The organism is Stenotrophomonas sp. AR029 (genome assembly GCF_047520695.2).
Lineage (GTDB): Bacteria > Pseudomonadota > Gammaproteobacteria > Xanthomonadales > Xanthomonadaceae > Stenotrophomonas > Stenotrophomonas sepilia.
In genome coordinates this window covers 430,112-444,733 of the sequence record NZ_JAXBQQ020000002.1, presented here as the reverse complement: position 1 = coordinate 444,733, position 14,622 = coordinate 430,112, and the positions used below count along the sequence as shown (strand labels likewise).

At 66.8% G+C, this 14,622-nt stretch carries 13 protein-coding genes; 1 reads left to right on the top strand and 12 read right to left on the bottom strand.

Translation table 11 applies throughout. From position 1 onward, the window contains the following. The first annotated feature begins 139 nt into the window (after nucleotides 1-139). Complete coding sequence (locus tag ACM0PB_RS08640) at nucleotides 140-3,166, top strand: ligand-binding sensor domain-containing diguanylate cyclase (protein WP_065186084.1); 3,027 nt, start codon at nucleotides 140-142, stop codon at nucleotides 3,164-3,166. 332 nt (nucleotides 3,167-3,498) lie between these two features. On the opposite strand, the gene rnt is transcribed toward ACM0PB_RS08640, so the two are convergent. The 12 genes from rnt to ACM0PB_RS08580 form a co-directional block, all read right to left on the bottom strand. Then, nucleotides 3,499-4,083 (bottom strand): ribonuclease T, encoded by a 585-nt coding sequence (gene rnt / locus ACM0PB_RS08635; RefSeq protein ID WP_005408782.1) that lies wholly within the window; start codon nucleotides 4,081-4,083, stop codon nucleotides 3,499-3,501. 234 nt (nucleotides 4,084-4,317) lie between these two features. Further along, the gene (locus ACM0PB_RS08630) at nucleotides 4,318-4,839 is read right to left on the bottom strand and encodes an HvfX family Cu-binding RiPP maturation protein (protein WP_065177416.1); all 522 of its coding nucleotides are present in this window, start codon (nucleotides 4,837-4,839) and stop codon (nucleotides 4,318-4,320) included. Between the two features lie 25 nt (nucleotides 4,840-4,864). Continuing rightward, entirely contained in the window at nucleotides 4,865-5,620 is a 756-nt protein-coding gene (locus ACM0PB_RS08625) for an HvfC family RiPP maturation protein (RefSeq protein ID WP_012479632.1), read from the bottom strand. Then, complete coding sequence (locus tag ACM0PB_RS08620) at nucleotides 5,613-6,488, bottom strand: HvfB family MNIO-type RiPP peptide maturase (protein ID WP_414604689.1); 876 nt, start codon at nucleotides 6,486-6,488, stop codon at nucleotides 5,613-5,615. The genes ACM0PB_RS08625 and ACM0PB_RS08620 overlap by 8 nt, the downstream gene beginning before the upstream one ends. Next, nucleotides 6,475-6,828 (bottom strand): hypothetical protein, encoded by a 354-nt coding sequence (locus ACM0PB_RS08615; RefSeq protein WP_005415892.1) that lies wholly within the window; start codon nucleotides 6,826-6,828, stop codon nucleotides 6,475-6,477. Before ACM0PB_RS08615 ends, ACM0PB_RS08620 begins: the two co-directional genes overlap by 14 nt. Before the next feature lie 238 nt (nucleotides 6,829-7,066). After that, nucleotides 7,067-7,774: a phosphate signaling complex protein PhoU gene (gene phoU / locus ACM0PB_RS08610; RefSeq protein WP_005415893.1), complete on the bottom strand. Its 708-nt coding sequence runs from the start codon at nucleotides 7,772-7,774 to the stop codon at nucleotides 7,067-7,069. A gap of 76 nt (nucleotides 7,775-7,850) precedes the next feature. Next, nucleotides 7,851-8,681, bottom strand: a complete 831-nt coding sequence (gene pstB, locus ACM0PB_RS08605; RefSeq protein ID WP_049411272.1) for a phosphate ABC transporter ATP-binding protein PstB — start codon at nucleotides 8,679-8,681, stop codon at nucleotides 7,851-7,853. Nucleotides 8,682-8,700: 19 nt separating this feature from the next. Next, nucleotides 8,701-9,564: a phosphate ABC transporter permease PstA gene (pstA, locus tag ACM0PB_RS08600; protein WP_005415894.1), complete on the bottom strand. Its 864-nt coding sequence runs from the start codon at nucleotides 9,562-9,564 to the stop codon at nucleotides 8,701-8,703. Then, the gene (pstC, locus tag ACM0PB_RS08595; protein ID WP_012479635.1) at nucleotides 9,564-10,532 is read right to left on the bottom strand and encodes a phosphate ABC transporter permease subunit PstC; all 969 of its coding nucleotides are present in this window, start codon (nucleotides 10,530-10,532) and stop codon (nucleotides 9,564-9,566) included. Before pstC ends, pstA begins: the two co-directional genes overlap by 1 nt. Before the next feature lie 82 nt (nucleotides 10,533-10,614). Further along, on the bottom strand, nucleotides 10,615-11,703 hold the full coding sequence (gene pstS / locus ACM0PB_RS08590; protein WP_005415896.1) for a phosphate ABC transporter substrate-binding protein PstS: 1,089 nt from the start codon (nucleotides 11,701-11,703) through the stop codon (nucleotides 10,615-10,617). A gap of 408 nt (nucleotides 11,704-12,111) precedes the next feature. Further along, nucleotides 12,112-13,128 carry a phosphate ABC transporter substrate-binding protein PstS gene (gene pstS, locus ACM0PB_RS08585; protein ID WP_065177412.1) on the bottom strand — a complete coding sequence of 339 codons (1,017 nt, stop codon included), beginning with the start codon at nucleotides 13,126-13,128 and terminating at the stop codon, nucleotides 12,112-12,114. Between the two features lie 222 nt (nucleotides 13,129-13,350). Next, on the bottom strand, nucleotides 13,351-14,562 hold the full coding sequence (locus ACM0PB_RS08580; RefSeq protein ID WP_414604688.1) for an OprO/OprP family phosphate-selective porin: 1,212 nt from the start codon (nucleotides 14,560-14,562) through the stop codon (nucleotides 13,351-13,353). Nucleotides 14,563-14,622: the final 60 nt, after the last annotated feature.

Below are 14,622 nucleotides of genomic sequence, written 5' to 3'. Positions count from 1 at the left end.
TTGGCCTATCATCTGCGCATCTCCCCAGTCTCCCCACGATGAGCCAGCCCGTTCCTGCCGGCATGCCATTGCACGCTGCCCGGCTGTTCCCGCACGCTGCCGCGTCCTGCAGCCGCACCTGGCCGCCGCCGCTGCGGTGATGGGCGGGCAGGGGGACAAGAGGCGCTGGGTGGAGCGCCGCGCATCAGGATTCAGGCGGGCACTGCGGCAGGGCCTGTTGTGGCTGCTGCTGGCCCTTGCGCTGCCGTTGGCTGCGCAGGAGGGCGCGCCCCCGCTGCGCGACTACGCCATCGATGTATGGACCTCGCGCAACGGCCTGCCGCACAACTCGCTGCGCGACATCGCGCAGACGCCGGAAGGCCATCTCTGGTTCGCCACCTGGGAAGGGCTGGTGCGCTACAACGGCCTGGATTTCACCGTGTTCGACCGCAGCACGCGCCCGGGCCTGCGCGACAACGGCATCGGCGCCCTGTTCGTCGACCGCCAGGGCGGACTGTGGATCAGTGATTCGCGCGGCAACGTCAGCCACCGTGGCAGTGATGGCCAATGGCGGGTGTGGGAGCACCAGGCCGATACGCCGCAGGTGCTGATCCAGTCCATGCAGATGGACAGCCAGGGGCGGCTGTGGCTGCTGTACGAAGGCAAGGGCATCGGCTACCTGACGCCGGACAGCGGCATTGTCTACCAGGCGCCGGCGGCGGACCTGCCGATGGCGATGAGCTTCACCAGGCTGGTGGTCGATGCGCAGGACCGGGTCTGGGTCGGTACGCTGGACGGGCTGGTGCTGCGCGACAACGATGGCGTGCTCAAGCGCGCCCCCGCCGCATGGGGGCTGGGTGCCGGCAGTGGCCTGTCGTGGCCCTACCGTGCGCCGGATGGCGCGTTGTGGATCGTCGCCGGTGAGCGCCTGTACCGGGTGGAGGACGACCAGCTGGTGCTGGTGCACCGCCTGCCGGGCCAGCTGCACATGACCTCGATGCTGCAGGACCGGCACGGTGACCTGTGGCTGGGCACCGAGAACCAGGGCCTGCTGCGCATCTCCGCACATGGCCTGGAGCGACTGCCGGCCGGTCTGAACCTGCCCGGCGGACGCGTGGTCAGCCTGCGCGAGGATGCCGAAGGCAGCATCTGGGTGGGCGCCAACGGCGGGCTCTATCGCCTGCGCGAAACACTGTTCAGCAGCTACACCGAGCGCGATGGGCTCAGTGGCGATTACGTGCGCACGGTATTCGAGGATCGCGATCGCCAGCTGTGGGTCGGCAGCGCCAGCGGGCTTGACATGCGGACCGCGGACGGCCGTTTCCGGGCGATGCCGCTGCACAACCGCGGCGGCAAGGCACCTTCGGTGCTGAGCCTGGCACAGGGGCCGGACGGTGACCTGTGGGTCGGAACCTTCGGCGATGGGGTCTACCGGCTCGGCCGTGACGGCCACCTGCGCCACAACTACGCGGCAGCCGACGGCATGCCGGGTGGCAACATCCGTGCGATCAGCGTTGATTCCCAGGGCGTGGTCTGGGCCGGCACGCAGAAGGGCGTGGTGCGCATCGACGGCGACCATGTGCAGGTCTCGAACGCGCCGGGCATGCCCGGCGGCCTGATCACCGCGCTTGAGCATGACCATCAGGGCAACCTGTGGATCGGCACCATCGAAGGCATCCGCGTGCTGCGCGGCGACCACGTGCAGTCGATCGACCTGGCGCCGCTGGGCGGTGGCCGCAGCGTGTTCGGCTTCCACCAGCTGGGCGACGCGATGTGGATCAGCAGTGATCGTGGCCTGTACCGTTGGCGCAACGGTGCGCTGGCGCGGGTCGGCCTTGAGCAGGGCATGCCGGTGGATGCGGTGTTCCAGCTGGTGCCGGATCGCCTTGGCAATGTGTGGATCAGCAGCAATCGCGGTGTGTTGCGCACCGATATGGCCACCCTCAACGCCGTGGCCGATGGCCGCACGCCGCGGGTGGGGGTGGAGCGCTACAACGAGATCGACGGTATGGCCAATGCACAGGCCAACGGCAGCTCCAGCCCATCGGCGATCCTGCGCCAGGACGGCACGTTCTGGGTGGTCACCGCAGGCGGCCTGAGCACGGTCGACCCGCAGCGCCTGCAGCGTTTCCGTGAGCGGCCATCGCCGCCGGCCGCGATCGAGAGCGTGCAGGTGGATGGCGCGCCGGTGCATTGGGAAGGGCCGGATCGCAACCATATTCCAGGGGGGCGCCGGTTGGCGGTGAGTTATGTCGGCCTGAGCTACCTGATGTCTGACCGGATCCGCTACCGCACGCGGCTGGACGGGCTGGATGCCGGCTGGGTCGAGCGCGGCCCGCAGCGCAGCGTTGAGTTCGTCGGCCTGCCGCCGGGCGACTACACCCTGCATGTGGCGGCCGCCCATCCCGGCGGCAGCTGGGGCCAACAGGAGGCGGTGTGGAGCTTCACCGTGGAACCGTTCTGGTGGCAGCGCCGCAGCGTGCAGGTGCTGGCGGGGATGCTGCTGCTGACTGGACTGGTGGCGCTGTACCGGCTGCTGCTGCAGCAGCTGAAGGCCAGCAACCTGCGCCTGGCACGGCGGGTGGACGAAGCGACCTTCGACCTGCAGGCCAAGACGGTGCACCTGCAGGCGCTGAACCAGGAAAAGACCGAACTGGCCGAGCGCCTGGCGCGCCAGGCCGAAGCCTTCGAGCGCCAGGCCCGCGAGGATGTGCTGACCGGCCTGGCCAATCGCCGCGCCTTCGACGAAACGTTGGCGCGTGACTTCGCCCGGTCCCAGCGCAGTGGTCATCCGCTGTGCCTGGTGGTGCTCGACATCGATCACTTCAAGGAGGTCAACGACCGCCACAGCCACAGCATCGGCGATGCCGTGCTGGTGCAGGTGGCGTCATTGATCGCAGCGGCCTGCCGCGACTCCGACCTGCCGGCGCGCACCGGCGGCGAAGAGTTCGCGCTGCTGCTCAACGACACCCGCCTGGAGGAAGCCGCACAGCTGTGCGCGCGCCTGCGTGGCCTGTTCCATGACCATCCCGATTGGGCCGGCGTGGCGGGCCTGCGTGTGACCTTCAGTGCGGGCCTGGTAGAGCTGGATGCCGACGACCGCACCCCGGCGCTGCTGTACCAGCGCGCCGACCGCGCGCTGTACCGCGCCAAGAGCGACGGCCGCGATCGCACGAGTATTGGTTGATCGCATCCACGCATGGCGTGGATCTACTGGTGTTGTCGTACCACCCGGGGGTGCCGACCAACGGTCGGCACCCACCAGAGAAGTGACCCAGTGAGCGGCAGCCCCCAACGAGCGCGGCGACCCGCTGTTGCTCCCGCTTTTTCTGATCTTTCCGTGGTGCTCGCTGGAAACTGTCCGTGGCCGGGCGGGTGGGCTGCGCAGGGGCGTGAGCCGCATGGATGCGGCGACCGAGCTACAGGGACGTACTTGCAGCGTCCCCTGCGCAGTCCACCCGCCCGGCCCTACCAGGAATCGCTGTCAGCCCGCCACGAGGGGCTCCGCCGTTGGCCGCTTCACCGCGGCCAGGCGTTGGCGATGGTGCAGAACAGCCGCGCGGTCTGCTCGGTGTCATACACCGCGCTGTGTGCCTCGTTGGCATCCCAACCCAGCCCGGCGGCGGTGGCCGCACGCGCCAGCACGGTCTGGCCGTAGGCGATACCGGCCAGGGTGACCGTGTCGAACACGCTGAACGGGTGGAATGGGTTGCGCTTGTGGCCGGTGCGGGCCACGGCCGCGTTGACGAAGCCGAGGTCGAAATGGGCGTTGTGGCCCACCAGGATCGCGCGCTGGCAGCCGTACTTCTTCATCGCCGCACGCACCGGAGTGAAGATGTGGTCCAACGCCGCTTTTTCTTCCTTGGCCAGCCGGAACGGGTGGTCGAGGATGATGCCGGTCACTTCCAGCGACTTCGGGTCGATCTCCAGGCCCTCGGCCGGGACCACGTGGGCACTGGCGGTCTGGCCGGGGTAGAGCAGGCCGTTCTCGTCCATCTCGATCGGCACCGCAGCGATTTCCAGCAGCGCATTGCGCTGGCTGTCGAAGCCGCCGGTTTCCACATCCACCACCACCGGCAGGAAGCCGCGGAAGCGTTGTGACATCGCGCGCTGCGCCTGGGGTACTGCGGAATCGGGAGCGGCGGCAGGTGCGGAGGGGGAGTCAGTCATGCGTGAATTCTAGCAGAGCGACCCTGAGCGCCCGGCCAGCTTTCTGTGCATGGGCTCCCTGCGTGGGCGTGTGTCGACCAAGGTAGACACCTACCGGGCACCGCACGCTCTGGATTCCGGTAGGTGCCAACCTTGGTTGGCACACGGCGCGCCAACCACGGTCGTCATCTAGCGCACCGCAGGCCGTGCCGTCGTGACCGATGGCTGCCACCGGGCCAACCAGGCGTCCACGCTCAGCTTGCCGGCGCCAGTGAAGATCAGCGGCAGCAGCATGGCCATGAACAACACCGGCAGCTTGAAGTTGCCGTAGCCCTGGTCGCTGATGGCATACCCCATCGCGAGGTCACCCAGCGAATTCCATTGCATCGGCCAATGCACCGCATAGGTCGCCACCACGGTCAGCACCAGTAGGCTGGCGGCGGCGAAACGGGTACCGAAACCAAACAGCAGGCAGGCCGCGCCGACCAGTTCGAACCAGATGGCCAGCTGCCAGTTCAGGGCAGCAGGCAGTTGGTTGAACGGGAACGGGAAGGCGCCCTGCAGGTCGGCGAACCAGTTCTGGCCGTGCAGCTTCTCACGGCCGGATTCGAAGTATTCCCAGGCCAGCAGCACGCGCAGGCCCAGCGGCGCCAACCAGGGGGCGAGACGGTCCAGCCGGCCGCGCGCGGCGGCCAGGAGCGGCAGGTTCATCGTTGGATCTCCAGTGGAAGAGGCGTCAGGGCGGGGGGGCGAGCGGGCCGATCACGCCGGCCTGCAGGAACTGCAGCAGCAGTGCGGCACCGGGCTCGGCCAGTACGTCCTCGGCCAGCCCGTGCGAGGTGGCCAGCTGCTGCAGGTACGTCTGTCCTTCCAGGCCGGGCCGTTCGCCGATGCTCGCCAGCAGGTGTACCGCCAGCGGGCTGAGCGCGGCGAATCGCACTTCACCGTCGGCTTCGCGGCGGACCAGCAGGCCGGTGGGTTCTGGAAGGGGCTGGGTCGGCGCATCCTCTGCACCGAGACGGTGCACCGGCCATTGGTACAGCAGCGGCCACGCCAGCGGCGAACGCCGCAGCGGCACCCGAAGTGGATCAGTATCGCCAGGCGCAGGAAGCGGTTCGGCCTGCAGCTGGTACAGCGCGGTTTCCACCCACTCGTAGTGGGCCAGTTCGGCCAGCGCCGGGTGCGGCAGCTGCGGCTGCGCCTGCAGCCACTGCACGAACTCGGCGGCCAGTTCGGTGAACAGCGGTGTCTGGCAGCGATGGGTGGCGAAGTAGTGGCGCACCAGGGCGCTCCAGGCCGGTTCGCCAAGCAGGCGCACGCAGACCGGGAAACCGTTGCTCAACAGGCCGAGCAGGTTGTTGAACAGCAGGTGCCGATACACCGCGACCCGGCGTGGCTCCAGTCCGGCCGGTGCGGGTACCGCCTGCGGGTTGCGCAGGTGCGCGGTGAAGGCGTGCTGCTGCGCGCGCAGGGTGTCGGCGGAATCAGCCATGTGCCGCCCCGGCATGTGTGGCCTGCAGGCGGCGGATGGTCTGCAGTTCGCCCTGCAGTTCTGCATACGGCGGGAAATTGAAATCGCGTTCGAGCAGGGTGGGACGCGGGCCGATGCGTGCATAGGTACGCGCCAGCAGCGCCCAGACCGGATCGATCACCGCGCTGCCGTGGGTATCGATCTTCAGGTCGGGTGCCTCGTCCAGGTGCCCGGCCACATGCAGGCAGACGATGCGCCGTGCAGGCAGGCCGGCGATGAAGGCATCGGCATCGTAGCCGTGGTTGCAGGCGTTGACGTAGACATTGTTGACGTCCAGCAGCAGGTCGCAGTCGGCTTCGGCAAGCACGGCATTGGTGAAGGCCAGTTCGTCCATCGCCGGCGCGGGTGCCAGGTAGTAGGACACGTTCTCCACTGCGATGCGACGGCCCAGCAGGTCCTGCACGCGGCTGATGCGCTGCGCGGTATGGCGCACGGCTTCGTCGGTAAAGGGAATCGGCAGCAGGTCGTACAGGTGGCCGTCGTCGCTGCAGTAGCTCAGGTGCTCGCTGTACAGCGGCACGCGGTGCTTTTCGAGGAACCGGCCGACCTGTTCCAGCAGCTGGGTATCCAGTGGTGCACTGCCGCCCAGCGACAGCGACAGGCCGTGGCAGCTCAGCGGATGGCGCTGCGCCAGTTCGGCCAGGGCATCACCGGCCGGGCCGCCGACATGGATCCAGTTCTCCGGTGCGCACTCGAGGAAGTCGAAGTCGCCTTCCGGGGCGTCACGCAGGTCCTGCAGCAGCGCCCGGCGCAGGCCCAACCCGGTGGCCGCCGCACGAAGCGGCGACCGCGGGTGGACGAGGCTGGCGCGGGCGTCAGTGCTTGCCACCGCACTTGCCTTCGCCGCACTTGCCTTCAGCCGACTTCGTGTCGCCGGCCTTGGCCTTGGCGCCCGCTGCGCCGGCAGCCTTGCCCTTGTCGGCACCGCACTTGCCTTCGCCGCTCTTGCCGTCGGCGCCGCACTTGCCTTCGGCGTGCTTGGTCGCGTCAGCGGCCATCTTGTTATCGGCGGCTTTGGCATCGGTGCTGGCCTTGGCCGCCTGGCCGGCCACCAGGTAGCCCTGGGCGAGGTCGCTCATGCTCAGGGCCGAGGCACTGGCGGTCATGCCCAGGCCGGCGGCCAGGGCGGTAGCGGTCAGCAGGGACAGGGTCTTGTTGGAACTGCTCATCGGTCTTACTCCTGGGTGGTGGGCAGGTGCCCGGGGTGAATCGATGGTGCAGCGATCCTACTCAACGAATCCTCGCCAAGAACTCAAATTTTCGTGAGATTTGTTACAGAAGCATCCGGAAGGTCTGCGCCGGGCAAGCACGGCGCCCACAACGCGGGTGGAACACCGCAAAAAAAGAAAGGCCGCTGTCACAGGACAGCGGCCACCTTGGAGTCGACTCCGGTGTTGCAGTGCAGCGTCAGGGCTGGCCGGTGCTGGAGGTCTCGTCGCGCTTTTCACGCGGTGGCAGCGGCTGCTCGCCGTGCACCAGGAACCACACGTTCTCGGCGATGTTGGTGGCGTGATCGCCCACGCGCTCCAGGTTCTTGGCCATGAACAGCAGGTGGGTGCACGGGGTGATGTTGCGCGGGTCTTCCATCATGTAGGTGAGCAGCTCGCGGAACAGCGCGGTGTACTGGGCGTCCAGGCGGGCGTCGTCCTCGCGCAGTGCCAGCGCGGCCTCGGCATCGTTGTCGCGGTAGGCGGCGATGGCACGGCGCACCTGCTGCGCGGCCAGGCGGCCCAGCGCGCGCAGGCCCTGGATCTGCGGCAGCGGCGGCACCTTGCCCAGCGCGATCGAGCGCTTGGCCACGTTCGCTGCATAGTCGCCGATGCGCTCGATGTCGGCCGGGATGCGCAGGCCAGCCAGGATCTCGCGCAGGTCGCGCGCCATCGGCCCACGCAGCGCCAGGCGCATCACGTCGTGGCTGATCTGCTGCTCAAGCGCGTCGATCGCTTCGTCGTTGGCGATGATGCGATGGGCGGCGTTCTCGTCGCGCTTCTCGATCACGTCCATCGCCGCTTCGAGCTGGGCGACGGCCATCTCGCCCATGCGCACGATTTCGGCCACCAGGCGCTGCTGCTCCTCGTCGTAGCTCTTGACGATGTGGTCGTTGGGAAGGTTCATGGTTGTTCCGCTCTGTTGAGTCGAGCCATGCTCGACTGACGTTGTCTGGAGAGTCGAGCCACGCTCGACTGACGTTTCAGCCGAAGCGACCGGTGATGTAGTCCTCGGTCTGCCGCTGCGACGGCTGCGAGAAGATCACTTCAGTGCGGTCGTGCTCGATCAGGTCGCCCAGGTACATGAAGGCGGTGTAGTCGGACACGCGCGCAGCCTGCTGCATGTTGTGGGTGACGATCACGATCGTGTACTCGTGCTTGAGTTCTTCCACCAGCTGCTCGATGCGGCTGGTCGAGATCGGGTCCAGCGCCGAGGTCGGCTCGTCCAGCAGCAGCACCGACGGGCGCAGGGCGACGGCACGGGCGATGCACAGACGCTGCTGCTGGCCACCGGACAGACCCAGTGCGCTCTGCCCCAGCTTGTCCTTCACTTCGTCCCACAGCGCGCCCTGGCGCAGCGCCTGCTCGACGCGGTCGGCCATATCGGCCTTGCTCAGCTTCTCGTGGTGGCGGATGCCGTAGGCCACGTTCTCGAAAATGGTCATCGGGAACGGCACCGGCTTCTGGAACACCATGCCGACCTTGCTGCGCAGGCGGTTCATCGGGTACTTCGGCGACAGGATGTTCTCGCCGTCCAGCAGCACTTCACCGCGCGCTTCCAGCTTCGGGTACAGCGCATAGATGCGGTTGAAGATGCGCAGCAGGGTCGATTTGCCGCAACCGGAAGGACCGATCAGCGCGGTCACGCGCTTCTCCGGGATTTCCAGGTTGATGCCCTTCAGGGCGTGGAACTTGTCGTAGTAGAAGTCCAGTCCGCGCGCGGCAAGCTTGACCGGAGCCGGGGTGTGCAGGCTCTCGTGCGAGGACGGCACGGCGATGCGCTGCATCGGCACGGCGTTGGAAAGGTCGTTCATGGCGTTATCCACGGAAAGGTCAGTCATGGGAGATACGGTTGCGCAGCAGGATGCCGCGGGCGGCAAGGCTGACCAGCAGCACGAAGACAGTCAGCACCAGGGCACCGGCCCAGGCCAGTACCTGCCAGGATTCATACGGGCTGCCGGCGAACTGGTTCATCACCACCGGCACCGAAGCCATCGGCTGGAAGATGTTGTTGTTCCAGTACTGGTTGCCGAAGGCGGTGAACAGCAGCGGAGCGGTCTCGCCGGAAATGCGGGCCAGCGCCAGCAGGATGCCGGTGATGATGCCGGCCGAGGCACTGCGGTACAGCACCTGCACGATCACCTTCCACTGCGGGATGCCCAGCGACAGGGCCGCTTCGCGCATCTGCGAGGGCACCAGGCGCAGCATTTCGTCGGTGGTGCGTACCACCACCGGCAGCACGATGAAGGCCAGCGACAGCGCACCGGCGAATGCCGAGAAGTTGCCCCCGGTCTGCATCACGTACAGCGTGTAGACGAACAGGCCCAGCACGATGGACGGCGCCGACAGCAGGATGTCGTTGACGAAGCGGACCACGGTGCCGGCCTTGCGGGCGTTGCCATACTCGGCCAGCCAGGTACCGGCCAGCACGCCCAGCGGGGTGCCGATGCCGATGGCCAGTGCACACATCACGGCACTGCCGAAGAAGGCGTTGGCGAGGCCGCCGTCCTGCATCGGCGGCGGGGTCATCTTGGTGAACAGATCCCAGTTGATGCCGGCCAGGCCCTTGGCAGCCAGGGTGAACAGGATCCAGCCCAGGAAGAACAGGCCGAACAGGGCGGTGGCGCAGGACGCAGTGATCGCAACGACGTTGCCGATGCGGCGGCGCAGGTACAGCGAATCAGCGGTGGTGGACATCAGTTGCCCTCCTTGCGGGACAGGCGCATCAGCATCAGGCGGGCGATGGCCAGCACCACGAAGGTGACGATGAAGAGGACGAAGCCGAGCAGCAGCAGGGCCGAACGGTAGGTTTCAGTGGCTTCGCCGAAATCATTGGCGATCAGCGCGGCGATGGTGGTGCCCGGTTCCAGCAGCGACGGCGACAGGCGCACGCTGTTGCCGATCACGAAGGCCACCGCCATCGTTTCGCCCAGCGCGCGGCCCAGGCCGAGGAAGATGCCGCCGATGACCGCCGAACGGGTGTAGGGCAGGACGATGTCCCAGCTCACTTCCCACTTGGTGGAGCCCAACGCGTAGGCCGATTCCTTCAGGCGGGTGGGCACGGTCAGGAACACCTCGCGCATCACCGAGGAAATGAACGGAATGACCATGATGGCCAGCACGAAACCGGCGGTGAGCATGCCGATGCCCAGCGGCGGGCCCTGGAACATCGGGCCGATGACCGGCCATTCGCCCAGGGTCTCGTTGAGGAACGGGGTCACGTACTCGGTCATCACCGGCACCAGCACGAACAGGCCCCACATGCCGTAGATGATCGAGGGAATGCCGGCCAGCAGTTCGATGGCGGTACCGACCGGGCCACGCAGCCAGCGCGGCGCGACCTCGGTGAGGAAGAAGGCGATGCCGAAGCTGACCGGCACGGCGATGACCATCGCGATGACAGCGGTGACCAGGGTGCCGTAGATCGGAGCCAGGGCGCCGAACTTGTTTTCGACCGGATTCCAGTCGGCGGAGAAGAAGAAGCTCAGTCCCTGCATCTGCAGGGCATGGCGACCGCCCCACAGCATCGACAGCGCGGCGCAGGCCAAGGCGATCAGTACGAAGATGACGGTGCCGACCAGCACCCATCGGAACAGTTTGTCGTTGCGGGCATCACGCGCATCACGCGTGGACGGGGCGGCTACAGGCTGGGCGATGGCATTCATGGGGACGGCTGGGCCAGGAAGGGGCGGGGCGGCACGGCGTGGAACAAGCGGTGCCCGCGCGGGGCGGGCACCGTCGGGTCCATCACTTCAGGTCGGTCGCCCAGTAGGCCTCGATCTGCTTGACCAGTTCAGCCGGCAGCGGCACGTAGTGCAGCTCGTTGGCCTGGGCCTGGCCGTTCTCGAAGGCCCACTTGAAGAAGGCCAGGGTGTCCTGGTTGCGCTTGGCGTCCTTCGGCTGCTTCTGCATCAGCATGAAGTTGGTTGCGGTGATCGGCCACGCCTGCTCGCCCGGGGCGTTGGTGATGACCAGGTTGAAGTCCTTGGCGCTGGCCCAGTCGGCGCTGGCGGCCGCAGCGGCGAAGGTTTCCGCGCTCGGCTCGACCCAGTTGCCGGCGGCGTTCTGCATGGCGGTATACGGCATGCCGTTCTGCAGGGCATAAGCCAGTTCGACGTAGCCGATCGAGCCCTTGATCTGCTTCACGTAGGACGCAACGCCTTCATTGCCCTTGCCACCGACGCCGTCCGGCCACTGCACCGAGGTGCCTTCACCGACCTTGCTCTTCCACTCCGGGCTGACCTTGGACAGGTAGTTGGAGAAGTTGAAGGTGGTGCCCGAACCATCCGAACGGTGGACCAGGGTGATCTTGCCGTCCGGCAGCTTCACGCCCGGGTTGGCGGCGACGATCGCCGGGTCGTTCCAGGTCTTGACCTTGCCCAGGAAGATGTCGGCCAGCAGGGCGCCGCTCAGGCGCAGCTTGCCGGCTTCCAGGCCTTCGATGTTGACCACCGGCACCACGCCGCCGATGGCCGACGGGAACTGCGCCAGGCCGGCCTGGGCCAGCTCCTCGCTGCTCAGCGGCTTGTCGGACGAACCGAAATCGACGGTGCCGGCCTTGATCTGGGCGATGCCGCCGCCGGAGCCGATCGACTGGTAGTTGATCTTGGCGCCGGTGCTGGCGTTGTAGTCAGCCGACCACTTGGAGACCAGCGGGAAGATGAAGGACGCGCCCGCGCCGGACACTTCGGCGGTCACCTTGGCACCGGCAGCGGCGGGGGCAGCGGCAGCGCCGGCAGCCGGCTGCTGCGCGGCCTGCTTGTCGCCACCGCAGGCCGACAGGCCCAGGGCGATGGCCAGGGAAAGGGCGGCAAGGCCGGCCGAGTGCAGTTTCATGGTCACTCCATAGCGGGGAAGAGCCGACGTGGTCGGCGGATGCGGCTATGAAATGATGTTTTTGTTACAGCCGTATTACGACCATGACAGAGGTGTCCTGGATCACGTTCTGACAAGGGTTTCACAGGGTTGGCGCCGATCCGGCCGGGGCCCGGAAACCCCGGATCTGCGCACTGATATGACGGCGGGTTGGTCCTTGCAGCGTCAATGCGCGACAGCTCCCTGCCCACGGTAGGTGCGGACCGTTGGTCCGCATGCTCCAGAGCGCAGCCGAGCGTCGGCTCGGCTCTACAGAGGCAGGTGCATCCCCGAAAACAAGAAGAGCGCGAGATCTCGAGGATCTCGCGCCCGGGTGGGAGCGGCGGGGGAGAGAGGACCCGCCGCCCCCGTTCCTGCGGGGGAACGCGCTTACTTCAGGTTCTGCGACCAGTAGGTCTCGATCTGGCGCACCAGGCTGTCCGGCAGCGGCACGTAGTCCAGCTGGCGGGCCTGGGCGTCGCCGTTCTTGTAGACCCAGCGGAAGAACTCCTGGGTCGCCTTGCCATTGGCAGCATTCTTCGGCGTCTTCTGCACCAGGATGAAGTTGGTGGCGGTGATCGGCCAGGACTCGGCGCCCGGCGCATTGGTCATCACCAGGTAGAAGTCGCGGGCGTTGGCCCAGTCGGCGCTGGCAGCGGCGGCAGCGAACGAGGTGTCGCTCGGCTGCACGAACTTGCCGGCGGCATTCTTCATCGCGGTGTAGGAGAGCTTGTTCTGCAGCGCGTAGGACAGTTCGACATAGCCGATGCCGCCCTTGATCTGCTTCACGTAGGCGGCAACACCTTCGTTGCCCTTGCCGCCGATGCCGGCCGGCCACTGCACCGAGGTGCCTTCACCGACCGAGCTCTTCCACTCCGGGCTGACCTTGGACAGGTAGTTGACGAAGTTGAAGGTGGTACCCGAGCCGTCCGAACGATGCACGACGGTGACCTTGGCGTTCGGCAGGGCTACGCCCGGGTTCAATGCGGCGATGGCCGGGTCGTTCCAGGTCTTGATCTTGCCCAGGAAGATGTTGGCCAGCACGGCGCCGTCCAGCTTCAGGGCGCCCGGGGCGATGCCGGCCACGTTGACCACCGGCACCACGCCACCGATCACCGACGGGAACTGCGCCAGGCCTGCAGCAGCCAGGTCTTCCGGCTTCAGCGGCGCATCGGAAGAGCCGAAATCAACGGTCTTGGCCTTGATCTGGGCAATGCCGCCGCCGGAACCGATGGACTGGTAGTTGACCTTGTTGCCGGTTGCGGCGCTGTAGTCGGCCGACCACTTGGACATGACCGGGTAGATGAACGATGCGCCCGCGCCGGTGATGTCGGCGGCGTTGGCGGCGAACACGGACGATGCAGCCAGGATGGCGACAGCGGCGCGCGATTTGAAGGCGTGGATCACGGGGAGACTCCTGGGGTGGTGGTCGAAGGGCGGTTGCCCGACGTTTCGGTGCACATTCCATAACGGTTGCGTGACACGTCCGCGTCTGTCATATGACGCGGGCGTGACACGCGTCATGAGGGATGTCGCGTCCGCTGTGCCGGCAGGACGGCACGGGTATCGCTGCAACGACGAAGGCACGGCCGGGGCCGTGCCTTCGCGGTTCAACGCAGGTGGCTGGGCTTACCAGAAGAACTGCGCGCGGGCTTCCAGGATGTTGGGATCGTCGTTGACGAAACCGCGCGCCGTGGAGCTGTACTTCTTGCTGTCGACCATCACGTAGTTGAGCATCAGCTTGAAGTTGGAACGCAGGTACCAGTTGGCGCCCACGGTCCAGATGTCCATCTTGCCGCCCAGCACGCCATCGACGATCGGCGGGCGACCGGCGACCGGATTGGCGGCGAGGTTGCCGTCATTGAGGTCCATGTGGTCGTAGCGCACGCCCAGCTGCCACTGGCCGCCGGCCGGGTTGTTCGGCAGGCCGGTGCCCGGAGTGCCGCCCTTGTAGCTCCAGGTCTCGCCGGTGACGTTCCACACGCCGCTGATGTAGTAGCCGTCGCTGGAGTAGTTGTCGTGGTCGTAGCGCTTGGCCTTGCTGGTGTAGTACTCGGCCTGGGCCTTGAAGGGACCCTGGAAGTACATCGCTTCGGCACCGATGGTGCTGACGCGGTCGGTGTCGGTCAGGTTGCCGCTGTCAACCAGGCGGGCAGTGGCGAGGTCGGCATTCGGACGCGCACGCACGCGCAGGGTGTCGGCGTCGGCGTCGTAGTTGACGTAGCTCAGACCGAAGTGCAGGACCTGGCCCTTTTCATTGATCGGGGCCCAGGTGGCACGCGCGCCGTAGCCGCTGCCGTGGGCCAGGTTGCGGGTCAGCTCGCGGCCGAAGGCGCTGGCGGTCACCGACCAGTTGTCCTGGCCGTAGCTGTACGCGCCGCCCAGGCGGCGGGCGATGGCATAGGTATTGGTGACCGCTGCCTTGGAAATGAAATCGTTGTTCTTGGTGCTGGACAGTTCTTCCAGGCTGTTGGGCTGCTTGAACTGGCCCAGCTGCAGGAAGTGGTTGGCGTTGCCCAGCAGCTTGTACTTCACGTTGGTGTCGAGGAACTTGTCGGCCTTGGCGTCATAGCCGACCACCCACTCCACGTTGCCCGGGCCCTTGCCCTTCAGCACCAGCTCGGCGCGACGCAGTTCGAATTCGCTGTTCTTGCCGTTGCCGGCGTCGCCACCGTTGAGGTCGACCACATCGTTGTGGAACCAGTTGCCGTCGGCCTGGACCAGGCCTTCGAAGGTGATTTCCGAACCGCCGATCACGTCGATGGCGACTTCGGCGTGTGCAGCCGGCACATACAGCGCAGCAGCCACGGCCACCGTCAGGAGTTGGTGATGCAGTTTCATGGAGAGGAGCCTTGCAGGCAGGTGGGAAGATGCGCGCAGGCTAGAAGGTAAAGATTGCGT